Source organism: Mucilaginibacter sp. P4_E8 (assembly GCF_056401495.1).
Genome location: NZ_JBFUJG010000030.1, coordinates 1 through 25,353, shown reverse-complemented (window position 1 = coordinate 25,353; position 25,353 = coordinate 1). Strand labels below are relative to the sequence as shown.

Here is a 25,353-nt window from a genome sequence, read left to right as displayed (position 1 = left end):
TTTAAGGGAAGCCTGCTATTTATAGCAGGTTTTTTTCGTCTGTGGGATTTTCCTATCTTTCATTTTTTAAATCAAAATGAAAAGACCAGCCTTATTCCTATTATTTAACCTTTTTGCTGCAACACTTACCTTCGGGCAGCAACAACCATCGTTTATTGAAAACAACCTTGATACTTATATTAAACAAGGCCTCAAAGACTGGAATTTGCCCGGTCTTGCAATAGCCATTGTTAAAGATGGTAAGGTGGTTGTGATGAAGGGTTATGGCGTTAAGGACATTAAAACAAATGAGCCTGTTGACGAGAATACCCTGTTTATGATTGCCAGCAACAGCAAGCTTTTTACAGGTACCGCGCTTGCTCAATTGGATGAGGCTAAAAAGCTTTCGCTGAACGATAAGATCACCAAATATTTCCCCGATTATTCGGTGTATGACGCCAATACAACTGCAGTAATAACGATAAAGGATTTATTGGGACACCATTTGGGTACCAAAACATTTCAGGGCGATTTTACCTTTTGGAATACTACCCTATCGCGCCAGCAAATTATAGATAAAATGAAGCTGTTGAAACCCTCCATGGAGTTTCGCCAAAGTTATGGTTATTGTAACAGTTGCTTTTTGACCGCTGGGCAGGTGATACAACAGGTTACCGGCAAGCCCTGGGAAACTTATATTCAGGATAGTATACTTACGCCATTAGGCATGAACAATACTTATCCGCTTACTGCTGGTATAGCGGAGCGTAAAGGAGTTTCAAAACCATATACCAACGCTTTTACAGGTAAAATGGCTGAGCTGCCTTATGACCAGATAGATAATCTGGCACCCGCCGGTAGTATAGTAAGCTGTGTAAAAGATGTTGCCAAATGGCTCACCATGCAGCTGGACAGCGGCAAGTATGAGGGTAAACAAATAGTATCATGGAGAGCCCTCCAAAAAACCCGCGACCAAAACACCATTGTTAGCAGCAGGGCATCAGCGGTTTATCCAACGCATTTTAGGGGCTACGGTCTGGGGGTTTTTGAGGCCGACTATAATGGCAAACAGATTTTTTGGCACACCGGCGGCGCGGATGGCTTTGTTACCAACACCTGTTTTGTACCCGAAGCAAAGCTGGCCATTACGATTTTAACCAATAATGATAACCAGTCGTTTTTTGAAGCGTTGCGTTACCAGATCCTGGATGCTTACCTGGGTGTTCCATATGTTGACCGCAGCCAGGCCATGTTAAAAGGCTTTAATGAAGAACAGCAGGAAACCGTAAAGAAAACCAATGATATGCAGGCGCGTGTAAAAGGAAAATCGCCTGAACTTCCGCTTAAAGCTTATGCCGGGCAATATCAAAACACACTGTATGGTCCTATTGAAATTTCGGTAAACAAAAAAGATCTGCTGATCAAATTCAACCTGCATAAGGACCTTACCGCCACCCTGCAATACATGGATAATAACGAATGGTTGTTAATTTATAACAATCCTGCCTATGGTATTTTTACGTTAAAATTTAAAACCGAAAATAACAAGGTAATATCAAATGAAATTAAGGTGAACGACGGTTTGGAGTTTGACCCGTATCTTTTTGTAAAGGAAAATTAAGGGAGACTTCCCTCAAGTCAACACAAAAAGCCTTTAGCTATTTGAAGGTTTTGTGTTGATGTTAATTTGTAGATTTAGTGATTGTTATTTGCTATTACCTTGCTTTATTATGAAAGCCGCCCTAAACAAACCTGCCATAATAGGGGCGTTAGTAATAACGATCCTGTTTGTAATATTAATTTCATGCTTTGATTATATTGGAAGATACATAAGCGGAATCCTTTTATCCCTTTTCATATTTGCTGTGTTTATTACTATAGTTGTTCATCTGATAAAGGAGATAATAGTTATTGTAAAAAACAGGAAAACCCTATCTTTTTCACTCTTTTTACCAGGACTCATTTATATTTTGGTGCCTCTTGGAGGATCATATATTGATTTTGAAAAAATACGAAGTAAAGTTGTACTCCGTGGTTGTTATGAGGGCACACAGAACCAGGCATATATATTGTTCAGGGAGGATCATACTTTTGAATTAAACTGGACAGGCGTTTTCTTTTACGACGAATGGTTCACCGGAAAATGGAATAAAAAGGGCGATACTATCATTATGAAATATGATAATAAGATAGTTCCCCAGCTTGGTGATAAGGTGATAATACGAAATGGTTATTTTAGGCCAGTAGGCAATTTATCAGACACGGTTAAATTTCCGATACCCATGTTTTACGTGGGCTATTGTAAAGGCGAAAATTAGTAACACTTAGCCCATGTTCTACGGGTAACGCGGTCATTAACTTTTGAACTAAGCCTCCCAAATGTGCTCATTATTGTTCCGGTTCCACATACGGAAAGCCTGATTTATAGATAAACCCGGCTTTATAAAGTTTCCGGCTTGCACCACGGGCCAGCGTATTACATACATTGTTGTATGCAGCCCACTCGGTTGTTCCACTTACGGTTGATGTTGCCAGCCAAACCTGTTGCCCTGATTTCAAATCGACCAGGTAACAAAGAAACGAGGCATTAGGTATCGCGTTATTAGATTCTGAATAGGTGTTCCAATAGCCGCTCATATTAAGTACCAATACTGCTTCAACCTTATTATCTTTTAATTGGTTCATAAAACCATCATATGATACATTTTCATGTACCTTGAACAGATCAGAAGATTTAACAACGGCTGTATGTGCGGAGCTTAGATTGTTTTGAAAACTCTTTTCCAGTTGCGATCTAACCTCTATATTTTTCAGGTCATTTAAGGTTGGCCTCACCAAATCGTCAAAAGATTGATCAGTAAAATCTATTAATTCCTCTTGCGTGTTGATAACGATAACCGCAATTTTTCCATAGGGATCAATAAGCCTGGTGTTGTTTACTGTTTTGAAGTTCGAAACAGCGCATCCGCTGAAAATGGTGATGGCGAGGAGGACTGTAAAATATTTTAATACTTTCAAAGTATTAAAAACAGGGTGTGATGTAAATAAGGTCATATAAATAATAGTTTAGTATTTATATGATTTATAAAACATACAATAGTTTAAACAATATAGTCTGTAATAATAATATTACACTTTTTAATAATATGTTTATTACCGGATGACTGTAACCGCACTATTACAAAAGCCAGCATTTGTTTAAAATGCTGGCTTTTTGACTAAATGAGGGTTGTTATTACAAGCTTTGTTCCTCCGATAAACTGTTCAACGGGATGCATTCCATACTTAAAATCTGCTCCATAAATTCAAGAACCGGTTTAACCTGAATGTGCCCTAAAGAGGTGAAAGCTATACGTATGGAACCGTTGATGGTTGCTATACCCACGGTTTGGCTATCTTCATATCCCGTCATGGTGAAGGGCCCCCAAATGGCATCTAATTTTAATTGACCATAGTCGGTGTCAAATGGTAATGAGCCAACATTGGTTACCAGGTATTCATTGGCCAATACGGTGTTTACAAAATGCCCGGCTTTCTCTACATTCATACCATCTTTTATCACGCTGAATACAAAGTGTGCAAACCCTGAAATATCTTCCATGGAATTGGCGCCGATTAAAGTTTCTTTGGCATAACGCGCAGTTTCCCAAAACGATCCAATTGTATCCATATCAAAAGGGACTACCCGACCGGCAATTGATAAACAGGATGTTTCTCCTGTCCCCAGTGTTTCGCGTGCCGATGCTGGAGAATATAAACGGATTGGATTTGGTTTCCAGCTTCTGCTTGCCAGTGCAAGGGCCGCGCATAAAGTACCATGAACAGTAGTACCTTCCTGTTTTGAGCGCAGAATGATCCGGCTGGAAAGTTCTTTTGATAATTCCAGTAGTTGTATTTGCGGGTTTGCCCCGGCAACCGGTGGTTGTTTAAACGCGGCAATAACCTCATCACTTACAGGAATCCCGTTTACTGCATTTTCGGGAAGATCGGTATAAGAATCTATTGATGGAGGCATAACATAAGGTGAAGCATACTTGCCGTTCATTGCGTTCAACAGATCGCGCAGCGCATATGTTAATGAGCGGCCATCACTTATGGCATGATGGGCGGTTAACGCAATAACCGATTGGTTTTCAAATTCATATACAGCTGCCCTTACAAGGGGGGCAGAGGTACTATCAAACCTATGGGTCGTATCATGCTCCAACTCCGCTACCCAGGCGTTTTCAGCAGTGGTTTTTACAACTTTTAACGGAATTGGGTTGCCGGATTGTGTTACAAACTCAGGGGAGTTATTTTCATTAAGCCTGATACATACCGAAAATAAAGGATGCTGTTGCTGTAAAGCGGCCAAAGCCTGCTGCCAGTTTGTAATGGGTTGGGTACCTGTAACTACAGCAGCCATGGTAAAATGTACGGGTCTTTGCTGATCAAGCAGCCAAAAAAATCTTTCTGGTCCACCAAGCGGACGACGAGTTTGTGTTTTCATAGAAATATCATGTAGGGGTGATGTATTTAACATGATACAATATTATTGACTGGCGCATTTGGTTCATATCCCCAATACAGGTGAGACATATACCCGGATTTGGCACATGGACGTTTGGGACACATTTGTCAATAAAGCCGCTAAGTGGGCTGTAATCAGGAGAAATATTAAAAAGCCAGGCCTATCCCACCCTGCAGCCTGAAGCCGTTACGCACGGCTTCGTTCAATTGGGTTTTATCGGTTTGGCCGTTGTTAAGGTAAAGCTCATCGGTGCCGGTACCTGTTTGCCAGCTAAAATATCCGCCGCCTGCATGTACCTCGAGGTTATGGTACACGGTATAAACAAATTGCCCGCCTGCATTGATCCCATAACCGCTTGCATGATGACGGTAGCTCACCGGGTGCTGAAAACTCTGGATCAAATTCCAGTTGGCTTTGCCGTTATAGCTTACCTGGTTGTAGGTAATATCAGCAGCGAATTTAAATTTCTTTATGATCCTTATAGAAGAAGTTACCTTTATAAAAGGTCCTTTCCACGTGGTTTGATAAATGCTGTTCAGGTTGGGGAAGTTTCCGCTGCGATCAAACAGGTGCAACGACTGTGTATTAGTTCCGTATCCGGCATAAGGGACCAGGCTAAAAAGATTATTATTAAAAAGGATAAACCCGGCTCCTGCACTCCATGCTTGTGTGTTGCCTTTATCGCCATTAAATGTTTCATTATAGGTAGGGTTGCTGCGGTTGTCGGCCCCATAATCGGTATCGGTTATAGTACCTGATGATATGAACTGCCTGGAATAATCAGCATATATGGAAAACCGCTTCCATATATTCCATTGCGCAGCCGCGTTAATGCTTTGCCCGCCAAGCCGTTTCCATTTAAGCTCAGAATAAATATTGGGGTTTTGCCCGGTAATGTTGCCAGCTATTGACCAGTGAAAATTTTCCTGCTGATAACCCGTAGCTAAGGATAGCTGCAACTTTTTTTCGATAGATTGTGCATATAACAGATGTGTGCTCATAATAAGAGCAAAGCAAAATCCTATAAAGTTTTTCATCAGGTGTATAAAAAGCCTGCCTTTTATACAAAGGCAGGCTAAATATAAAAGGTTTTTTATTGATTTATACCAAAAGCTTCCCAACCCGAGGCCGTAGCGCGGGTACAGGTCATGGGCTGTGTACCGTTTTCGCTCGAAATGTATTTACCGTTATTGCCTCTTAAAGTAACTTTCCCATCTGTAGTAGCTATCCAGTCAAATTTTTCCCAGTCGCCAAAGGTAGCGCGGTTACAGGTAATGGCCTGCGTGCCGTTTTCTGACGATACATATTTGCCCTGGCTTTGTAAAGCCACTTTGCCGCCGCCGGCATCAACTACGGTAAATGTTTCCCATGCCGATGCTGTTGGACGGTTACAGTTCATGGCCTGTGTGCCGTTTTCGCCGCTTACATATTGATTATTAAAACCTTTAAAGGTTACGTTTTGCCCAATTGGAGGGTTGGTAGTGCCACCACCAGTTCCCGACAGATCGTATACCCGTACATAATCAACCTGCATATTACAAGGCAGGGCAGCGTCATTAATGGTATTGCCCGGTAAATCGCCACCAATGGCCAGGTTAAGGATGATGAAGAATGGATTATGGAATGCCCCGGTACCATTGATATTGTTGGCAATATTGCCGGTTACATACAGTGTATTATCCACATACCAGCGGATGGAGTTGGTATCCCATTCAACAGCATAAGTATGGAAGTTGGTTGGGGTTGTGGTGGTGCTGTTACCATATTGGGTATGCTGGTTTCCATTTATACCCCAGTGCATAGTTCCTAATATGGTATTGGAGGTGTTTACCTGCTCCATAATGTCAATTTCGCCGCAGCTTGGCCATGGAGTGCCCGAGCTTATATTTGCGCCCAGCATCCAGAAAGCGGGCCATGTACCCTGTACCGCGGGTAGTTTAATACTCGCCTCAATACGGCCATAAGTTGGCTGAAATTTGCCTGCGGTAGTTAATTTGGCCGAGGTATAAGGCTGACCACCCACAGTTTGTTTGCGTGCAGTAATGGTCAATAAACCGCCCCCTACCGTGGCATTGGCCGATTGGTAGTACTCTTTTTCATTATTAACATTGGGGTTGCCGTTATCAATGTTCCAGTTGGAGGTGTTTACGCTGGTGCCATTAAATTCGTCGGCCCATACCAGCGTACCGGCCCGTGGGGTGGTAACTTGTGTTGGGTCGGTCTGCGAGGCAGCGGGTTTACTCAGGTCTTTTTTGCAGGATGCTGTTAACACCATAAGGGCCATTACCATAAGGGCACCTTTCACATAATTTAAAAATAGTTTCATAAGATCGGTTTTTGTATAACAATTAATTGGTTTGCATAATTGATCATGTGCTTATTGGTTTACGCCAAAAGCCTCCCATCCTGATATGGTTGCGCGGTTGCAGGTCATGGGCTGGGTTCCGTTTTCGCTCGATATGTATTTGCTATTGTTGCCCCTTAATGAAATTTTACCGTCGGCATTTACCACCCAGTCAAATTTTTCCCAGTCACCATAGGAAGTACGGTTACAGGTAATAGCCTGTGCACCGTTTTCTGAGGATACATATTTTCCCTGGCTTTGCAGAGCTATTTTACCCGCCCCGGCATCAACCACGGTAAATGTTTCCCATCCCGATGCTGTTGGCCGGTTGCAGTTCATGGCTTGTGTGCCATTCTCGCTGCTTACATATTGGTTATTGATTCCTTTTAGGGTGATGGTTGAGCCGATTGGCGCGCCGCCACCGCCGCCGCCAGATGATTGTGTGCCCGACCATTTGAAGGTTGCCACCGCACCTGCTGCCAGGCTGTAAGTAAATGACTCCGCACCCCATTTTACCTTAAAGCTCACGGTTGATGAACCATTGTTTAGCGCGATAAGCACCTTGCTGCCATCAGAATTTTTAAAGGCAACGTTCTGGATGCTGCCCGACAGGTTTGACGAGATCCTGACAGCGCCAGGCCTTACAAACCGGGCCGCGTGGCCAATAATATAATAACCAACATTGCGGGTTATGGAAGTACCGCTTACCGTAATACCGCCCAGGCAAGTACTGCAACCACCGGCCGTGTGCGGGTTGTTGTTGGGATCGGCAGCAAGGTTCCATTCCAGCACGTTGCGGCTCCAGTTGCGGGTTGCGCCAATGATCAGTGTATTTACATGCCATGATAAGTCGCCGCCAAAGTTGCTTGGCGCGCCCACCCATTGCTCGGTGAAATAAACATTTTTATTAGGGTAAGCGTTGTGCACACCAGTTAAAGCGCTTATATCGCCTGCATACAGGTGAAACGCAGAGCCATCAACATAAGGGTTAGCGCCAGGATCACCCAATACGGTTGTGGCATAGCTGGGTACATCGGCATTATGATCATAAGCAATGATCTTGGTATTTAACCCAGCGCCACGCAATTGCGGACCAAGGTTATTCTTTATAAAGTTGGCCTGCTCATTAGCCTGCATTACCATACTTGGATTATTATATGGGTTAAGCGGCTCATTTTGTGGGGTAATGGCATCAATGGTTATGCCCTGAGCCTGCATGGCTTGTATGTATTTTACAAAGTAACGGGCATAGGCATCATAATAAGCGGTGTTTAAGCTGCCGCCGGTGTAGCCGTTATTGCCAGTGGTATTTACTTTCATCCAGGTTGGGGCTGTCCAGGGAGTGGCAAGGATCTTAATGCCAGGGTTTATGGCGATGATCTTTTTGAGGATAGGTAGCATATCCTGATTTTCCTGGCTGATGCTGAAGTTATTCATATTCACATCGCCCGATGTTTGGTTGTAGGTAAAATCACTGGAGCTTAAGTCGGATGCCCCAATGCTGATCCGTAAATAACTGATGCCTATCTGGCCGTTGGCCGTGCCGAATAGTTCGCTCAGCACAGCAGCCTGGTTGCCGCCAAGTCCGTTGAGTAAACCGGCGCTGCCCCCGGTTAAGGTAAAGCCAAAGCCGTCAATACCCTGGTAGGTAGTGTTCTCGTCAACGGTTACGGTGGTAGGATTGGTGCCGGCATCCGCGGCAAAATTAAAGCTGGTTTGTGCCTGCAATAGCTTCGACTTGTCGGACGTAGTTACCCATGCATTAACCACTTCATTTGCGGCACGTGATACAGTTTCGGTTGTTGGAGTTTGGGCCATTGCTGTACCGCGCGAATCCTTTTTGCAGGAATAAAATATCGCCGCGGGCAGCAGCGTGAACACAGCCAGCCACTTTAAATTGTAATTGATTTTCATAAAGTAATTATTTAATTGGTTTGATAGCATATTAATTTCACGGCACATACCAGCCCGCATCGGTAAACCCCATGACGAATTTAACCAAGCCTTAAAACATTGAATTTTAAAGCCCGTGTATCAAATACACCACCGCAATTTTTTTAGGGGGATGACAGGTTTAGTATGGTTTATAATTGTTACTACAAATTTATATTATTTTAAACGTAACAAGCAAGTAAAATGTTCATAAATAACTGATTAATAATAAGTTATATTAAATTCGATACGCTTTAGACACAGGCATGACCTTATTAGAAAAGGGCTGTTGAACGTTATAGGGATGGTTTTTAAGAAGGCAATAAATATTTGTGATACGCTTATATCGCAATTAATTTTAAAGAAAAAAAGTGGAGGTATTATTATGGCTAATAATACGATAACAGGTTAATATACAGGTATATTTAATTGGCAGTGTTGTCAATAACCAGTTTGCTCCAACCTTTATTGCCGGCATCTTTGATCTCTTTTTTCTTGCTTTCCATTACCTTTTTAATGCGCGAACTGTAGGCCCAGCAAGTGCTTTGACGGATGGACAGGATCTCGGATAGTTTATGTGATGATATTTTACCTTTGGTTGAGTACATTAAAAATATCATATAAAAAGCCTTGTTAATAGGTATGCGCGTGTTTTGTAAAATGGTATAGGCTATTACCGACTCTTCGTAGCCGCATTTGGAACACCTGCGGCTATAAGGTAAATGCCCGCTACCATAATGAGTGTTGCTGCATTTGCGGCAGGCATAACCGTTTTCCCATTTCAGATCAGACAGGAATTTGAAGCAGGTTTCGCGGTCGGGATATATTTTGCTGAACTCTTCAAAATCAACCTCGGCAGACATTACACGGTCGTGGGTTACTTTCTCAATGTCGTTATGCAAAATGATGTTATCCTTTTCAAGCAGCACATTCATCCGCGAAATTTCCTCGGCCTGTTGCTGCAATAACTCGTTAACTGATTTTAACTCCTCGTTCTGCTCGGCTATCATAGATGATTTCTCAACCAGCTCTTTGGTGCGCTCCTGCACCTGCTCTTCCAGGCGTTTATTCAGTACATCCTTTAACTCTTCATTTTGCTTCATTTGCATAATAATGCGCTGCTGTGCATCATCCTTTTCGTTTTTCAATATCCTTACCTTATCGCCTATGGCAAATGATATGAACAGCATTTCCATAATGAAACAAACACTCAGGCTATAGTAATCAAACTCTGTAACCGGCAGCCACCACATATTGAGCGCAATGCAGCTTTTAATAATAAAGCCAACAAGCAAAAAGGTATATCCAATAACAAAAAAGCGGGCGGGCTTATACCCCGTGAGCAGGGTATAGCAACCGGCATAAAATGCCAGCGACAGGGGTATAAATTCAATGATCTTGTAATTGAACCAACTGTTATTAATAGTAAGGCAAGCCACAAAATACAGGCTGCGCAGTACAATTACCCAGCTAATCACCTTATTTAAGCGCGGTGCATTAACTTTTAAATTGAGCAGGCTTTGTGTAAACAGCACGGCAAAAATACTTGCGGCAAACAGGGCTATGCCATACGCGTTTTGATTCCATGCCGGTAAATTTGGCCATATATACTGGTAAGCAATACCATCGGCACACATTTCATATAAGCCAATGCTTAAGTTATAGGCAATGTAATACAGGTATTGTACCTGCCGCATGGCTATAAACATCATGAGGTTATACAAGCCAAATACCAGTATCATCCCATAAAAAACACCGAAAAAGAAATACTCATCAAGCGCATAACTGATAAACCGGCTTACCGTGCGCAGTACGATGATGACATTTACAGAATGGTTTGACCTGATGCGGACATAATAAACGCCTTCGCTATTTGTATTGGGATCAATATTTAAACTGAAATTTTTGTGCAGATAAAACCTTGCCGAAAACGGGTGCTTACTTCCCAGGGATGTTGCTGCAAAAGTATTTGGAGCAGTGGGCGAGTAAACCGTAATACTATCAATGGTTTGGTCAAAAAACTCCAGGATCCAGTTGTTTTTGGTACCTGGATTTTTACCAACCTTAAGGCGGTACCAATAAGCTGAATTTGGATGCCGGGTTACCGGGGTGGGTTCCTGGTTAACTTTAAAGCCACCGGCTGATGCAAGGACTTTTATCTGGTTAAAAGTAAGATTACCGGTAGTATCTTCTAAAAAGGAAATCTGGCGATACTCAAATATATGCTGTTGAACCTTGTCGTTTATAGCTACTGTAGTTTGTGCGGATACGTTTATAATAAGGTACAAAAAAAGTACCGTGGCGGATGTTAAGGATCTCAGTAAAAATTTAAACATGTTCACATGCTGAATAAGAACTTTCGTACCCATAGTTTAGATACTACAGGCACGAAAGAGGGGTTTCTTTTGGTTAGCGTCAGGCCGGGGGACACAATTATAATATTTTTCTTTTTATAATCCTATTAAAGGTAAGTAATACAGTTATTTAACGGGGGCAAATTCCGTCATTTAACGGGTTAAACAGCTATTATCCCAATAATTTAGTGTTTTTTTAAGGCAATGAATCAAAAAATAAGATACGCATTTACTAACAATGTATATTAGTATCTTGTTATTTTAAGCAAAAGCGGGTTAAATCAATTACTAACATGAATAAAAAACTGCTCATATTTTTAACGGTTACTGCTGTTTTTCTGCATAATTCGTTATTTGCGCAAAACATAAGGGTTGCAGCAGCAGCAAACCTGCAATCGGTAATTGAAGTTTTGCAAAAAGATTTTAAGCAAAAAACAGGCATTATCATTGAACCCGTTATTGGTTCGTCAGGAAAATTGGTGGCTCAGATAAGCAACGGCGCTCCTTTTGACGTGTTCTTATCGGCAGATATGAGGTTTCCTGAAACGCTGTTCAAAACGGGTTTCGCCGTAAAAAAACCGGTAGTGTATGCTACTGGAAGTTTAATTATTTGCAGTTCGCAAAATATAGGTTTTAATAACTGGGAACGCACATTAATGACTGCAAGGGTAAAAAAAATAGCCATAGCCAACCCGGCCATTGCGCCCTATGGCAAAGCGGCGCAGGATGTATTGCAACGTAAAGGTGTTTTAGATAATGTGAAAAACAAAATTGTTTATGGCGAAAGTATATCGCAGGTAAACACCTACATTACAACAGGAGTGGCCGACATTGGATTTACTACACAAGCCCTGATTAAGGATGCCGGCAGTAAAGTACAGCTGTATTATCAGATCATTGATCCCAAAGATTACGCGCCTATATTGCAGGGTATGATATTGTTAAAACATGCCGCGAATAACCCTAAAGCCGAAAAATTTTATCAGTACATTTTAAGCCCGGCTGCAAAAAAAATATTTATGGAGTACGGTTACCGTCTGCAATAAAAATATAAACCAATCATTTTACTGATGGATCTTTCGCCCATATGGCTTACCTTAAAATTAGCAGGCATTACTACCCTGTTGCTGCTGCTGATTGGGCTGCCGTTTGCCTGGTGGCTTTCAAGGGGGCGGTCGTTTTTTAAAATTATTGTGGAAGCTATTATTACCATGCCTTTGGTGCTGCCGCCATCGGTACTGGGTTTTTATTTGTTGCTGGCTTTTAGTCCGCAGCATGGTATAGGTAAATGGCTACAGCATACGTTTAATGTGCAATTTGTATTCTCGTTTCAGGGCCTGGTGCTGGCATCGGTTATTTATAGTATGCCATTTATGGTTGGCCCGGTAAAATCAGCCCTACAGCAATTGCCGGCGGCGCTGTCAGAAGCATCATACACCTTAGGTAAAACAGAATGGCAAACCTTTAAAAGCGTGCTGCTGCCCAACATTAAACCATCGTTGTTAACAGCCATAGTGCTTACCTTTGCACATACCTTAGGCGAGTTTGGCGTGGTGCTGATGATTGGGGGTAATATACCCGGCATAACCCGGGTAGCATCAATAGCGGTGTATGACTCGGTTGAAAAAATGGATTATGTTGCGGCCAATAACTATTCGCTCATTTTATTTTCCATTACTTTTGTGTTGGTGATAGCCGTTTTTGTGTTTAATAAATACCAGGCAAAAAGCCCATTGGAATGATCAGTATAGCCATTGAAAAAAAGCTAAAGGCCTACCATGGGCAGCAGGTATTGCAGGTTAACAGGCAATTTGTAAGCGGCAGCATTACCAAAATATATGGTCCATCGGGTACCGGAAAAACCACTTTCCTGAAAACCATAGCCGGGTTAGTAACTCCCGAAGCCGGTACTATTGTAGCCAATGGGATTACCTGGTTTGATAGTGATGCCAGGATAAACCTGCCTGCACAAAAAAGGAATACCGGGTTTGTTTTTCAGCAATATGCATTGTTCCCCAACATGACGGTTAAGCAACACCTGCAATATGCCACTACCGACGAGCAATGGATAAAACGATTACTATTATTGGGTAAACTGGATACTTTTGCCCTACACAAACCCGACTACCTGTCTGGTGGGCAGCAACAGCGACTGGCCATATTAAGAGCCCTGGCCACCAAACCCAAACTACTTTTAATGGACGAGCCATTCTCGGCCCTTGACCCTAAAATGAAAACGGAGCTGATTGCGGAATTGAAAGTTGTTTTAAAAGAGCTTGGAACAACTACCCTCATTGTAAGTCACAATCCGCAGGAACTGGAGGAGCTTACTGATGAGGAAATGGTGTTTGAGTAATGAATGACAGTCATGCCGAACTTGTTTCGGCATCCCACGAGATAGGCTTGTGTGGCATAGCGGATAACCTGTTCTGAGAGATCATGAAACAAGTTCAGGATGACAGTTGAGGGTTTTATTACAGCACCGGCGGCAATAAAAAGGGGAGCATTACCTCCCCTTTCAAAAAAAAAACAACTCACATTTTACCTGAAGTGTCTTTAGCCATTTTCTTATCCATCTTTCCTTTAGACATCTTATCCATTTTTTTCTTTTCCATTTTGTCCATTTTTTTGCCGTGAGACATCTTATCCATTTTAGACATTTTGCCGGTATCACTTACCGCGGTAGTTGATGTTTTTGTTAACACTGGAGACAATGACCTGGCCTGTACATTTACCGATAAACATACAGCTACTAAACCTGCGGCTAATGCGCCCGAAATAATTGATTTCATACTTTGATTTTTAGTTTTTAATGTTGTGGTTCTTATTAACATTTCAACCTTAGTCGGGCGGACCGGACAAACCTTACAAAGTATTTTAGTTTTTATTCAGTTCTTCTTCTATCCGTTCCTGCAACTCTTTTTTAAAATCGTCATCAAGTGTTGGAGCTGATGATTGCATGGAATCATGAAAAAGCTGGTGAACCATGGTATTGATCACATGGCTCTGTTTATTATACAGTTTACACATAGAACAACCAGCCAGGTGGATCCTTAACTCGATGGCTTCCCGAAAGCTAAGTTTTTTGATCTGTTTTTTTTCGATCAGTAAAGTAGCCTGCTTGCAGTTGTACATGATTTTTTTTAAGTGATTCATAAGCTAATTTTTTAAGTCCAGTTTTTTTGAAGACAAGCCCGCAGGTTAAGCTTGGCCCTGTGAATAATAACCCAAAAGTTTGCCTGGCTAACTTTCAATTCGTTGCAAATAAATTCAGTGGCGGCATCATCCATATGCTTCATCGTGAAAACAGACATCCATAGGCCGGGTAATTTTTGCAGGCATTTTTGCAGTATCTGGTTAAACTCTTTATTCACAAGCGGGTCATGATCTTCAATGCCAAATGGTAAGGGCTTATAGGCATCATTCCAGTGCCCGGTATCCTCATCAAAAAAGTCCTGTTGTTCTTCTTCCGCTTTTTTCTCGGCTATATTCCCCAGGCCCGACGACTTTTTACGGTAAACATCCACTATCTTATTTTTCAGTATAGCGGTAAGCCAGGTGCGTTCAGAACTTTTACCTTCAAACCTGTCTGCTTTTTCTAAAGCTGCCAAAAAAGTTTCCTGTACCAGATCCTTAGCCTGCTCCTCGTTATTAATACGCGATAGCGTGTATGCGTACAGGTAATCGGCATGGGCCTTAACCCAATGATGTGGATCCAACAAATGATTTTCAGTTGCCATTAATAAAATTGATCATAACATTTAATCCGTTAGTCGTTAATACACGTATATCCTTACAAATAACCGCGCGTGTTTTATGTTATTTTATACTGCATTATTTATTAGCTAAATTTACATATACCCAATTGATTATAAATAATCTATACCGGTGCTTATAATACGCCACCATCCGAAAGAAAAAAATAGAATTTATTGTAAGGTTATTAAACCCAACCCGACTAAGCCGGAAAAACGTATATCAAACTAAAAAAATATGAAACCGATTAAAATATTTGCCATTACTGCCGGTTTTGCAATTGCAGTAATGATTTTAGCCTCATTCATAAATCATCGGGATAAAGCCTTAGTGAAAAAGGATAATTTAAAAGTTGATGGCAAAGGCTTTGCTGTTGTGGAGTTATTTACATCCGAAGGCTGTTCAAGCTGCCCGCCTGCTGATGCACTGGTAGCCAGGATACAAAAAGAAGACAAGGATATGCAGGTATATATACTGGCTTTTCATGTTGATTACTGGAACCGGCTTGGCTGGAAAGATGTTTTTAGCAGCGCCGAATACTCAAAAAGACAAAATGAGTATGCTACCTGGCTCAAGCTTAAATCGGTTTATACCCCGCAAATTGTAGTGAACGGGAAAAAGGAGTTTGTAGGCTCAGAAGAAGGCAATTTGCGTAACGCCATCACTGCCGGATTGCAGACAGCCCCCACCTCAACATTAACACTTAACGCGCAAAAAGATCAGGGCAAGCTTACTGTACAATATCATGCAAGCGGAGCCGAAAAAAATGCCAGTCTGTTTTTGGCCGTAGTACAAAAAGCAGCCCAAACCAAAGTCGAACGTGGCGAAAATGGCGGGCACACCCTATCGCATGTTCAAATTGTTCGTAAAACACAAAGTTTACCTTTAAACCCCAGCGGGAATGGTAATACCATCATTGCCCTGCCCGATGGATTTAACACACAGGATTGGGAAATAATAGGCTTTGTGCAAAACAAGACCAACGGTGTAATTTTGGCCGCGGCAAAGTCTGATTTTAGCCCGGCCGTTAATGCAAACAAATAATATAAAATGCAAATATGAAAGTCATTAAAGAAAAACACCCCTTAGCCATGCGGTGGACCCATTGGGTAAACTTTCCGATACTTACTATTATGATATGGAGCGGGATGCTTATTTACTGGGCCAATGACGAATATAAGATAACCCTGTTTGGGCATACCTATTTCAGCTTTTTTCCGCAGTGGTTTTATGATAAGCTGCACATACCGCACCGCCTGGCCGAGGGGATGGCTTTTCACTTTTTGTTTATGTGGTTTTTTGCATTGAACGGCATATTATATGTACTGTATACCATCATATCGGGCGAATGGCGGGAGCTGGTACCTCAAAAAAAATCATTTAAAGAGGCCTGGCTGGTGCTGCTGCATGATCTTCATATCCGTAAGATGGCACCGCCTCAAAATAAATATAACGCGGCCCAGCGTATTGCCTATACGGCAATTATTGTGATGGGCCTCGGATCGTTAATAACCGGCCTGGCTATTTACAAGCCGGTACAGTTTTACTATTTAACCTGGCTTTGTGGCGGCTACCACCTTGCCCGTATTCTTCATTTTGCATTAACCATTGGCTATGTGCTTTTCTTTGTGGTGCACGTGGTGCAGGTTGTACTTGCCGGATGGAATAATTTCAGATCGGTTATATCGGGATTTGAAGTTGTGAATGAAGAACCAAAACCAACTATTGAAACTACTACACCAAGCGATGAAAAACCCATTCAGTAAAAAAAATAAAGGACCCAAAAAACCACTTACCGTTGATCAGAAGATCACGAGGCGTAACTTTATCTCATTTGGCAGCTTTATAGTGCTATCTGGCGCTGCTTATGGTGGATGGAAGTGGTTGTACAATTCACCCGAGGAAATTGCAACCATAACAGCGGGCGCCCGCAAACCACTAAGGAGGGCTTTAAATACAACCGAGCTGGCCATGCGCAAGCTTTTTAGTAATAATAACCTGGTTAAAACCTATCCCAAAGAAATGGCCGCCAAAAATGTACGCCATAACAGCGATATAGGATCTGAAGGAAAAATTGATGTTGCCGCCTGGAAATTACAGGTAAAAAAACAATCGGGCCAGGTGTTGCAGATCACCCTGGATGAAATAAAGGCATTGCCCAAAACTGATATCATATACGATTTTAAGTGTGTTGAAGGTTGGGATCAGATATCGCACTGGGGTGGTGTAAAATTCAGCGATTTTATAAGCCATTATAAGCTCGACGATCAAACACAGCTACAGTATGTTGGTATGGAAACACCCGATAAGGAATACTATGTAGGTATTGATATGCCCAGCGCCATGCACCCGCAAACCCTGCTGGCTTATGAGGTAAATGAACAACCACTCCCGCCAAAACACGGTGCCCCATTAAGGCTTATTATACCTGTTAAATACGGCATAAAAAATCTGAAACGCATAGGTAGTATCAGCTTTAGCAACAGCCGCCCACGCGATTACTGGGCCGAGCAGGGTTATGATTATTATTCGGGCTTATAGCCAGGCAAGTGCGATTCCCTCCCGACGGGAGGGTGTAGGGAGGGGTTTATGCGACCTACATCATGAATAAACCCCTCCCTGCCATTACACAAACCATCGCGCCCCTCCCCAAGGAGGGAATTTAACCTACCAAATAGTCCATGAAAAGACATCCCCTTTTTGGGACATTATTTGTTCGCCATGTCTTTTGATGGGCTATTACTCTCGAAACAGTTATAAATATTATGTATTGTATTTTATTATCTTTAGTGATATTATAATACAATATAGCTGCAATGGGCCTAAACACTAAAATCATTCTTTATTTATTCATCGCTATTCTAATTGTGGGTTGCGGTCAGCAAGAGACTAAAAAACAGCCATCATCAAAAACGGATATTGCAGATACTGCCGCGCATAAACTATCGGTAAAAAGTATGCACGATGATCTTTTTATCCTTTGGTCGGCAATAAAAGAAATGCACCCTGCTTATGGTATGTATACGCCTGCGGATAGTATGCAGAAAGTTTATGATCAAACGGTCGCGGCTATCGACACCCCACAGTCTGAAACAGACTTTATCAGTCACGTTTATCCTTTGTTGAGCAAACTCCGGTGCGGGCATACCCAGTTGAGGCACTCTGCAGGATATAAAGGCGAAAAAGCACCGCATCTGCCCTTTGAGGTGCTGGTTCGCAATGGCCGGACCTGGGTCACTACCCATCAAACGGCTGATCTTAATACCGGCGATGAAATATTAAGTATTAATAATGTTCCTGTTGCAGCAATAATTAACCATGGTGCCGATCTATATGCGGGCGATGGGTACAATGAAACATTTAAAGAGTTATTTTTAAGCGAGTATGATGGCTTTGAAGATGCCTGTAATAAGTATTATCACTGGGCAGCTCCTTATCGTGTCAACTTGCGTACTAAACAGGGGATATTAAAAACCATGCAGGTTGATGCGCCTGCTGATGGTGCCTCCCAACTCACGCCCGCAAAAGTGGTTGATAACTATGCCGGTTGGACTATTGCCAAAAACACGGATTATTTACCACTCCGGTTTCTGAAAAACTCATCAGCCGCGTGGTTTGAGGTTCATAGCTATCAGTACAATGATACTATTATTTTTAAGGAGGCATTTAAACAGATCCATGAAAAAGGAATAAAAAACCTGATCATTGACCTGCGGCATAATACAGGGGGCGACATCAGGATAGGAGCAAAACTATTGACCTACCTGGCCGATTCGCCTTTTGCTATGGTGGGCGATGTAAAATCAAGAATACCCAACCCTGCGGTAAATCATTTTGAAAAATACTTTGATACCACGCGAACAGCAAGCTTTAACCAAAGCTTTAAGCCAACGGGGATTAAAGAGGGTGCTTATTATCATGTTGATTTTAAACCTGTTTTTGGCGATTTGCTTGGCATTACGGCGCTTCATAAAACAGCCCATTTTAGCGGCAATTTGATTGTTTTAATTGATGGGGCAACATTTTCTGCAGGTGCGCACTCTGCCATAGCCATTAAAACATTTTGTAAAAACGCCCGGTTTGTTGGCCGGGAAACCGCAGGCGGCGCTGAAGGTTGCAGCGGCGGCACCATACAGCATTTAACATTGCCTAATACACATGTCGTTGCGGAGTTTCCGTTGTTGCGTTTTGTTTCAGTTGCCAAACACCCGGTGCCGGGCCATGGTATTATGCCCGATTATACGGTTGTGTACAGTCCCGAAGATGTTGTGGATAAAGCAGACCTGGATATAAAAAAAGCGCTTGATCTGATTAAATAGGAACGGCAATTTTTTGTTCGCGTAGGGTCTCTCGGAGAGGACCCTGCGAAAACCTAAAATGAAAAGCAGACAATAGATCAAATGCAAGCTAACTTAGATTTTATAAAAAAATTGGGAAATATATTAAACACACTGATTTATCTAAAGATTAATAGCTGTAAAACATTTATTAACTTTAAGAGGCTAAACCAATAACCTCTTTTTTTATGAACCAAGAAAATATCAAAGTCATTGCACTATTTGAAAAGCAAAGGCAAAAAATAGATAATTTTCCCAACGCTGACGACGAGTTTTGGAGAAATGAAACACTGGATTTAGTTGAAAAATTTATTGGGAAAGACTCCAAGCAATACGGGTTATTAAGTAGCCATACGTTTTGGCCTAACTTAAATGCTGTGCAGTCTGAAACAGAACAGTCGCAAAGAGAAAGAGGCCGTAAAATGATTGATTTATGTATAAATTATATTAAAGATAAAGGCATTAAAAAAGAACCATCGCCACAACCAGTTATCAACTATAATAACACCGTCCATTCAGGAAGCATCCATCAGGACTTATCCCGTGATAATAAAATAGCGAAGCAAACTATCAATACGAATACTCCTGATGCTATCTCTAAAAAACCAATAATAGAAAAATTGGGATTATGGGTAGCAATCGTTTCGGGGCTAATTGCATTACTTACAGGTTTAAAAACTTGCGGATACTTATAAAATAATATATCAAAGCATTCTCTCTCTCTCTCTCTCTCTCTCTCTCTCTCTCTCTTGCCCCAAGTGACATATTACTTAGTCACCACCTTTAAAAACCGCTCCACCGTGTAGGTAGCTAATTGGCCGCCGGGGCCATTTAAATTATAATCGAAACCGTGCGTGGCCCAGGGTAGTTTAAGCAAAAAATGTTTTATGCCGTTTTGTTCCAGTTTTGCGTTCAGTCTACGGCTATGCTCTGGCGAAACCAGCACATCATTATCGCCATGAATAATAAGTGTGGGGATTGATTGTCGGTTCACAAATTCAATTGGTGAGCTGGCAGCATATTTTTGAGATACCTGCTTGTAAGTACCACCTAAATAATCCTCCATTACCTTGCGCGAATCCATAACAAGCGGACTCGCTGGTGTAGAGTAGCCCCAAACCATATCTGCTGGTCCGTAATAATCAATAACCGCTTTAAGGCCTGGTTGATGCAGGGTGTAGGCTGCAAGCAAGGCTATCTGCGCTCCCGCCGACCGGCCCAGCAAAACAAAATTATTGGTATCAATATGTAACCCGTCGGCGTGTTGGCGCAGGTAATTAATAGCTGCATGCACATCCTCTACAGGGGCAGGGTTTTGATGCGCGGGCGCTAAGCGGTAGTTTATAGCAGCCACATTATAGCCGATGCCGGCAAGGTAGCTGTTTAATTCGGGCAGTTGTTTATTATCGCCCTTGCTCCAGGAACCGCCGTGAACCACAACAACACAGGGTTTTTTCCCTGCAATTTGCGAGCTGTAATAATCCATTGTTAAGTTTAAACCTGGGTAACTGTTATAGGTTATCACTTTTGGGGTAATCTTTTTTGGGCCGCTAAACTGTTTCCAAAAGCTAAAGGGAGGGTGGCTATCATCGGTAATGGTACTATCCTGCTCAAAGGCTGCTGTGAAATTTTGTTTCAGGCTGGCCGATACCACATAGGCCCTTATTATTGGCGAAGTAAACAGCACCAACGCAATGATCCCGGTAACGGTGCCGGCAAGCTGGTATTTATCAACATAAAAACCTGTTAAAAGAACAATAGAGGTAAGCGCCATGAATATCCAGGGGAATTCGGTAATTAAAATAGCCAGCATCCATACATAATATTCGGGGGCTTTAAAAATAGCCAGTAAAGAAACAAGCAGTAGTAAAATGCTGATTATAAAACGAATCATCCGGCAATTTTATGAAAAAAATAATGACTAAAACCGCTTATTCTGTTATTAAATCTGCTTGGGTAGATGCACGTCAGATAAAAGAAATTCCCTGCGATTTTTCTCAGCAAGAGGGCTTGGTGGCGTTACCTTGCCTGTAATTAATGGTTTGTTGGATTGGGCCTCGGCCACACAGGCAAACAGAAAGGATACTGCTAAAATAATGAGCAAATATTTTATCATGGTAACATCATTTTTCATAACTACGAAGAATTTAGCAGCAAGAGTTGTAATGTGATAAAATAAAAAAGCCATCGCTTTATTTTAAAACGATGGCTGATGTCATATCAGGTATTGTAACAGAATTTTTATACCAGATTCTTTTTGATGTAAGTAATACTTTGGGTAATGCTGTCGAACGGATCGCCGGGGCAAATATCCTGCTCTACAAAGAAATATTGTAACCCTGCTTTTTTCGATTGTGTGAATATCTTTTTAAAGTCGATAATACCATTACCTACTTCGGTAAATTTCCTTTCGGGGGTTTTATCCAGATCCTTAACATGCCAAAGCGGGAAACGACCGGGGTTTTCATTAATTAAAGCTATGGGGTCCTGGTTTGCCTTGGTTACCCAGTACAGGTCCATTTCAAATTTTACCAGGTTTTTATCGGTGTTTTGTAATATGATTTCGTACGGATATTTACCATTTTCCTGTACAAATTCAAAGTCGTGGTTATGGTAGCAAAGTTGGATGCCTGCTTTTTTACAAGTTTCGCCCGCTTTGTTAAAATCCTCGGCAATTTTTTTATAATGATCAAGGTTACCACGCTCAGGCGTTGATAAATAGGCGCAAACCATATATTTTATACCAACCTCGGCTGCGTCGGCTACGGCTTTTTCCCAATCATTCAGGATAGTGCCTTTTTGTGACGCGCCGTTAACCAGCTCCTCGCCCAGGCGATAATGCGCGCTTGGCATGATCAGGCCATTTTGTTTTAACAGCGCTTTAAATGCTTTAGCATCAGAGCCATAAAACAACTGGGTGCCGGTATAAGTAGCGCCTTCAACAGAGGTATAACCTATTTGGGCAACTTTAGCCAGCGCCGCCGCCGGATCTTTTGTCATGGCATCGCGAACCGTGTACAATTGCAGGCCTATATATTTTTTGTCGTATGCAAATAAATTAGGGGCCGCTAAAAGTCCGGCCGAAAGCAATGCCGAAGTTTTGAGAAATGAACGTCTGGTAGTCATTGATTTACTTTTAAAATTGGTTAATGTAAATATAGTGTATTATGAACACTAAAGCAAAAGACGTAATTTTAATTGAATGGTTTAAATCTGCGAGCCACTAACCGGCTGTAACAATGTTGATGTAATGTGCGACACCAGCTTAGCATCGGCATAATCAGGGATACTGCTTACCTTTTTCCACTCCGGATCGCTGCCAAAGGCCTTCCAGTGCGCGGCCTTAGCATCCAGATCATCAAAAGTGATCATATAAATGAGGTTGGGGCGATGGTCGCCGATAATGGTTTCGCCAAAAAACACGGGGTTAAAACCAAGCTTTTTAAAAATATCAATCTCGCCGGCATCATTAAACATTTCCAGTTTCTTTTTACCCGCACTTTCGGTAGCATGCTCATACCGGCGCAGCTCAAAAATCCGGGAACTTTGTTTTGGTACCTGCATTTGGGGCATGTGCGCAAAGGCTTTTAACAGCGAGCTTTCTATACGTTCATAAGCGGGTTCGGTGGCCGGCGCGGTTAAATAAGGAGCACCTTTTTCAAGATAAGCCGGGTCGAGGTTAAGTTTTTCCTGTACGTTTAAAAAATCGGCAAGACTGTTAAACGGTATCAGGGCGTAAATTTTAGTTTGGCCTTCGGGTTTAAGTTCAGTAAATACGCCAATATTTTTACAGCCCAATTTATTTAATGCCGGGATGGCAGCATTTTTAAAATAGTCTTCAACCAGTTTTTGCTGCGTTTCGTTTTTTAAAATATAGGTACGTAACTCGTAAAACTCGGTACCTTTTTTTTCTTTTTCCGTTGCTGCCATACTGCTATGGGGTAATATACTTGCTGCGGCGCCGGTTAAAATGGATGCCTTTACAAATGATCGTCTTTTCATGATTGGTTATATAAATTAAAGGTAACAAGATAAAATAAAGTTGCTTTTATGTATGTATATTATTACAGACTAATTATCAAGGTCTTTTTACATGTAAAACACATTCTTTTCCATAAACTTGTAGTTTAAATAGTTGTTATCCAAAACAACCCATTGTAAACATGAGCCAGGAGTTTTATCAGCAAATTTTTAACAAACAGCAAAACCTTGAAGCTGTCCCGTCTAACAAAGAAATTACTAAATGGGCGCTCCAGGTTATCCATTTACTATACCCTGAACAAACCGGGAAAGTATTTGCCGATGTTGAAGCGTTGAAAGCCGAATTTACACTGCTGGAGAATGAGCTGTTCCATATTATGGAGGTTACAAAGGCCTGTGCCGATGGTAATAATAAAAAGCGGGCCGGCAGGTTTTTTGAACAATTACCCCTGCTTTATCAGGTGCTGAACACCGATATTCAGGCCATATTTAATGGCGATCCGGCTGCCCGCAGCGAGTTTGAGGTGGTGCGTACTTATCCGGGCTTTTTTGCTATATCATTGTATCGCCTGGCGCATAGTTTATATATGGATGATGTACCATTGATACCAAGGATATTAACCGAATACGCGCACTCAAAAACAGGTATTGATATACACCCGGCCGCCCAGATCGGCGAGTATTTTTATATTGATCATGGTACAGGGATAGTAATAGGCGAAAGTTGTAAAATTGGCAGTCATGTAAAATTGTACCAGGGCGTAACCCTGGGCGCTTTAAGTGTTGACAAGAGTATGGCCAACACCAAGCGCCACCCAACGGTTGAAGATAATGTGGTCATATATTCAGGTTCTACCATATTAGGTGGCGAAACAGTTATAGGGCGTGATAGCATTATTGGCGGTAATGTGTGGCTAACCAAAAGCCTGCCGCCAAATTCAAGGGTGTATCATACGCCCAATCACCGGATATTGACAAGTTTGAGCAGGCGCCTATTTGGCAGGAAGAAATAATTTATTCATATACTATTGAAAACATATTATGGCTGGTATAATTGATATTATAGGCAACACACCACTGGTTGAAATAAAGAAGTTAAACCCTAATCCCGATGTAAAAATATACGCCAAGTTAGAGGGTAATAACCCTGGCGGCAGCGTTAAGGACCGGGCTTCGTTAAACATGATCAGAAGTGCTGTTGAGCGCGGTGATATAAAACCAGGTACTAAACTGATTGAAGCTACCAGCGGTAACACCGGGATAGCCCTGGCCATGATAGCCCGTTTGTTTAACCTGGAAATTGAACTGGTAATGCCATCAAACTCCACCCGTGAGCGCACCCTTACCATGGAAGCTTTTGGTGCTAAAGTAACCTTGCTGGAGGGTATTGAGCAATGCCGGGATTATGCCGAAGAAAAAGGCACTACTGCCGGTTATTTTTTACTGAACCAATTTGCTAATCCTGATAATTATATGGCCCATGTGAAAACTACCGGCCCCGAAATATGGCGCGATACAGAAGGCAAAATAACCCACTTTGTAAGCGCCATGGGTACTACCGGTACCATTATGGGTTGCTCGCGGTATTTAAAAGAGCAAAATAAAGATATACAAATAGTTGGTTGCCAGCCTACCGAAGGTTCGTCCATCCCTGGCATACGCCGTTGGCCCGAGGCTTATCTGCCAAAAATATTTGATGCCTCCCGGGTTGACAGGGTAATGGATATATCTGAAGAAGATGCGGTCCAAATGTCCCGTAAACTGGCCAAAGTTGAGGGAATTTTTGCTGGTATGAGCAGCGGCGGCGCATTATCTGCAGCCATTAAACTGGCGCAGGAACTTAAAGAGGGGGTAATTGTTTTTGTTTGTTGTGATCGTGGCGACAGGTACCTGAGCAGTGAGTTGTTTGGGTAGTTTCAGCCTCTTTCCACGCGTCATTGCGAGGAACGAAGCAATCCCCGATAAGTAGAGAAAAAACAGAAAAACTTTTCTCCCGTCATTGCCTTTAGATTAGCTTCAACAAAATAATATAGGTTATTATTATTGTTGAAGCTTTCTTTTTGCTTCTTTTTCTTTGTTAATAACCTTGATTTTTGTGGAAAAAGTTAACAACGGTAAGGGTTCATTATCGTCATTGCCAGGCTTAAAGCAGGCTTAAAG

General features: G+C 42.0%; 25 protein-coding genes. 12 read left to right on the top strand and 13 right to left on the bottom strand.

The features are described 5' to 3' along the window. Nucleotides 1–76 precede the first annotated feature (76 nt). Together AC1DRQ_RS13705 and AC1DRQ_RS13700 are read left to right on the top strand one after the other, a co-directional pair. The gene (locus AC1DRQ_RS13705; protein WP_477425223.1) at nucleotides 77–1,600 is read left to right on the top strand and encodes a serine hydrolase; all 1,524 of its coding nucleotides are present in this window, start codon (nucleotides 77–79) and stop codon (nucleotides 1,598–1,600) included. Between the two features lie 109 nt (nucleotides 1,601–1,709). After that, complete coding sequence (locus AC1DRQ_RS13700; RefSeq protein ID WP_477425221.1) at nucleotides 1,710–2,297, top strand: hypothetical protein; 588 nt, start codon at nucleotides 1,710–1,712, stop codon at nucleotides 2,295–2,297. A gap of 70 nt (nucleotides 2,298–2,367) precedes the next feature. Here the strand turns inward: AC1DRQ_RS13700 and AC1DRQ_RS13695 are convergent, their stop codons facing one another. The 6 genes from AC1DRQ_RS13695 to AC1DRQ_RS13670 all read right to left on the bottom strand — a co-directional run bounded on the left by AC1DRQ_RS13695 (nucleotide 2,368) and on the right by AC1DRQ_RS13670 (nucleotide 11,134). Next, the gene (locus AC1DRQ_RS13695; RefSeq protein ID WP_477425219.1) at nucleotides 2,368–3,033 is read right to left on the bottom strand and encodes a hypothetical protein; all 666 of its coding nucleotides are present in this window, start codon (nucleotides 3,031–3,033) and stop codon (nucleotides 2,368–2,370) included. A 181-nt stretch (nucleotides 3,034–3,214) separates the two neighbouring features. Beyond that, complete coding sequence (locus tag AC1DRQ_RS13690; RefSeq protein ID WP_477425217.1) at nucleotides 3,215–4,468, bottom strand: condensation domain-containing protein; 1,254 nt, start codon at nucleotides 4,466–4,468, stop codon at nucleotides 3,215–3,217. 167 nt (nucleotides 4,469–4,635) lie between these two features. Continuing rightward, the gene (locus AC1DRQ_RS13685) at nucleotides 4,636–5,490 is read right to left on the bottom strand and encodes a hypothetical protein (RefSeq protein ID WP_477425215.1); all 855 of its coding nucleotides are present in this window, start codon (nucleotides 5,488–5,490) and stop codon (nucleotides 4,636–4,638) included. Between the two features lie 92 nt (nucleotides 5,491–5,582). Then, entirely contained in the window at nucleotides 5,583–6,815 is a 1,233-nt protein-coding gene (locus AC1DRQ_RS13680) for a family 16 glycosylhydrolase (RefSeq protein ID WP_477425213.1), read from the bottom strand. Between the two features lie 51 nt (nucleotides 6,816–6,866). Further along, nucleotides 6,867–8,747: a glycoside hydrolase family 30 beta sandwich domain-containing protein gene (locus tag AC1DRQ_RS13675; protein ID WP_477425211.1), complete on the bottom strand. Its 1,881-nt coding sequence runs from the start codon at nucleotides 8,745–8,747 to the stop codon at nucleotides 6,867–6,869. Nucleotides 8,748–9,190: 443 nt separating this feature from the next. Beyond that, nucleotides 9,191–11,134 (bottom strand): 7TM diverse intracellular signaling domain-containing protein, encoded by a 1,944-nt coding sequence (locus AC1DRQ_RS13670; protein ID WP_477425209.1) that lies wholly within the window; start codon nucleotides 11,132–11,134, stop codon nucleotides 9,191–9,193. Nucleotides 11,135–11,412: 278 nt separating this feature from the next. Here AC1DRQ_RS13670 and modA point away from each other — a divergent pair, with 278 nt between their 5' ends. From modA to AC1DRQ_RS13655, 3 genes are read left to right on the top strand one after another with little or no spacing between them, the layout of a single operon-like run. Then, on the top strand, nucleotides 11,413–12,165 hold the full coding sequence (gene modA / locus AC1DRQ_RS13665; RefSeq protein ID WP_477425207.1) for a molybdate ABC transporter substrate-binding protein: 753 nt from the start codon (nucleotides 11,413–11,415) through the stop codon (nucleotides 12,163–12,165). A 24-nt stretch (nucleotides 12,166–12,189) separates the two neighbouring features. Then, on the top strand, nucleotides 12,190–12,861 hold the full coding sequence (modB, locus tag AC1DRQ_RS13660) for a molybdate ABC transporter permease subunit (RefSeq protein ID WP_477425205.1): 672 nt from the start codon (nucleotides 12,190–12,192) through the stop codon (nucleotides 12,859–12,861). Next, nucleotides 12,858–13,475, top strand: a complete 618-nt coding sequence (locus AC1DRQ_RS13655; protein ID WP_477425203.1) for an ATP-binding cassette domain-containing protein — start codon at nucleotides 12,858–12,860, stop codon at nucleotides 13,473–13,475. The genes modB and AC1DRQ_RS13655 overlap by 4 nt, the downstream gene beginning before the upstream one ends. A gap of 178 nt (nucleotides 13,476–13,653) precedes the next feature. On the opposite strand, the gene AC1DRQ_RS13650 is transcribed toward AC1DRQ_RS13655, so the two are convergent. The 3 genes from AC1DRQ_RS13650 to AC1DRQ_RS13640 form a co-directional block, all read right to left on the bottom strand. Beyond that, nucleotides 13,654–13,911: a hypothetical protein gene (locus AC1DRQ_RS13650; protein WP_477425201.1), complete on the bottom strand. Its 258-nt coding sequence runs from the start codon at nucleotides 13,909–13,911 to the stop codon at nucleotides 13,654–13,656. Between the two features lie 85 nt (nucleotides 13,912–13,996). Next, nucleotides 13,997–14,275 carry a hypothetical protein gene (locus AC1DRQ_RS13645; protein WP_477425199.1) on the bottom strand — a complete coding sequence of 93 codons (279 nt, stop codon included), beginning with the start codon at nucleotides 14,273–14,275 and terminating at the stop codon, nucleotides 13,997–13,999. A gap of 11 nt (nucleotides 14,276–14,286) precedes the next feature. Continuing rightward, complete coding sequence (locus AC1DRQ_RS13640; RefSeq protein WP_477425197.1) at nucleotides 14,287–14,859, bottom strand: sigma-70 family RNA polymerase sigma factor; 573 nt, start codon at nucleotides 14,857–14,859, stop codon at nucleotides 14,287–14,289. Nucleotides 14,860–15,112: 253 nt separating this feature from the next. On the opposite strand from AC1DRQ_RS13640, the gene AC1DRQ_RS13635 reads away from it, so the two are divergent. The 5 genes from AC1DRQ_RS13635 to AC1DRQ_RS13615 all read left to right on the top strand — a co-directional run bounded on the left by AC1DRQ_RS13635 (nucleotide 15,113) and on the right by AC1DRQ_RS13615 (nucleotide 19,907). Further along, a complete protein-coding gene (locus AC1DRQ_RS13635) occupies nucleotides 15,113–15,919 on the top strand; it encodes a DUF1223 domain-containing protein (RefSeq protein ID WP_477425195.1) in 807 nt (268 codons plus the stop codon). Nucleotides 15,920–15,933: 14 nt separating this feature from the next. Further along, nucleotides 15,934–16,641, top strand: a complete 708-nt coding sequence (locus tag AC1DRQ_RS13630; protein WP_477425193.1) for a cytochrome b/b6 domain-containing protein — start codon at nucleotides 15,934–15,936, stop codon at nucleotides 16,639–16,641. After that, a complete protein-coding gene (locus AC1DRQ_RS13625) occupies nucleotides 16,622–17,416 on the top strand; it encodes a molybdopterin-dependent oxidoreductase (protein ID WP_477425191.1) in 795 nt (264 codons plus the stop codon). The genes AC1DRQ_RS13630 and AC1DRQ_RS13625 overlap by 20 nt, the downstream gene beginning before the upstream one ends. Nucleotides 17,417–17,691: 275 nt before the next feature. After that, entirely contained in the window at nucleotides 17,692–19,194 is a 1,503-nt protein-coding gene (locus tag AC1DRQ_RS13620; protein WP_477425189.1) for a S41 family peptidase, read from the top strand. A 206-nt stretch (nucleotides 19,195–19,400) separates the two neighbouring features. Further along, nucleotides 19,401–19,907 (top strand): hypothetical protein, encoded by a 507-nt coding sequence (locus AC1DRQ_RS13615; protein WP_477425187.1) that lies wholly within the window; start codon nucleotides 19,401–19,403, stop codon nucleotides 19,905–19,907. Between the two features lie 71 nt (nucleotides 19,908–19,978). Here the strand turns inward: AC1DRQ_RS13615 and AC1DRQ_RS13610 are convergent, their stop codons facing one another. The 4 genes from AC1DRQ_RS13610 to AC1DRQ_RS13595 form a co-directional block, all read right to left on the bottom strand. Beyond that, a complete protein-coding gene (locus AC1DRQ_RS13610) occupies nucleotides 19,979–21,106 on the bottom strand; it encodes an alpha/beta hydrolase fold domain-containing protein (RefSeq protein WP_477425185.1) in 1,128 nt (375 codons plus the stop codon). Between the two features lie 48 nt (nucleotides 21,107–21,154). Continuing rightward, on the bottom strand, nucleotides 21,155–21,400 hold the full coding sequence (locus tag AC1DRQ_RS13605) for a hypothetical protein (protein WP_477425184.1): 246 nt from the start codon (nucleotides 21,398–21,400) through the stop codon (nucleotides 21,155–21,157). A 53-nt stretch (nucleotides 21,401–21,453) separates the two neighbouring features. Next, entirely contained in the window at nucleotides 21,454–22,338 is an 885-nt protein-coding gene (locus AC1DRQ_RS13600; RefSeq protein ID WP_429399149.1) for a sugar phosphate isomerase/epimerase family protein, read from the bottom strand. Between the two features lie 81 nt (nucleotides 22,339–22,419). Next, the gene (locus tag AC1DRQ_RS13595; protein ID WP_477425182.1) at nucleotides 22,420–23,214 is read right to left on the bottom strand and encodes an NIPSNAP family protein; all 795 of its coding nucleotides are present in this window, start codon (nucleotides 23,212–23,214) and stop codon (nucleotides 22,420–22,422) included. Nucleotides 23,215–23,375: 161 nt separating this feature from the next. Here AC1DRQ_RS13595 and epsC point away from each other — a divergent pair, with 161 nt between their 5' ends. Continuing rightward, a complete protein-coding gene (epsC, locus tag AC1DRQ_RS13590; protein ID WP_477425180.1) occupies nucleotides 23,376–24,206 on the top strand; it encodes a serine O-acetyltransferase EpsC in 831 nt (276 codons plus the stop codon). 28 nt (nucleotides 24,207–24,234) lie between these two features. After that, nucleotides 24,235–25,107 carry a cysteine synthase CysM gene (gene cysM / locus AC1DRQ_RS13585; RefSeq protein ID WP_477425178.1) on the top strand — a complete coding sequence of 291 codons (873 nt, stop codon included), beginning with the start codon at nucleotides 24,235–24,237 and terminating at the stop codon, nucleotides 25,105–25,107. Nucleotides 25,108–25,353: the final 246 nt, after the last annotated feature.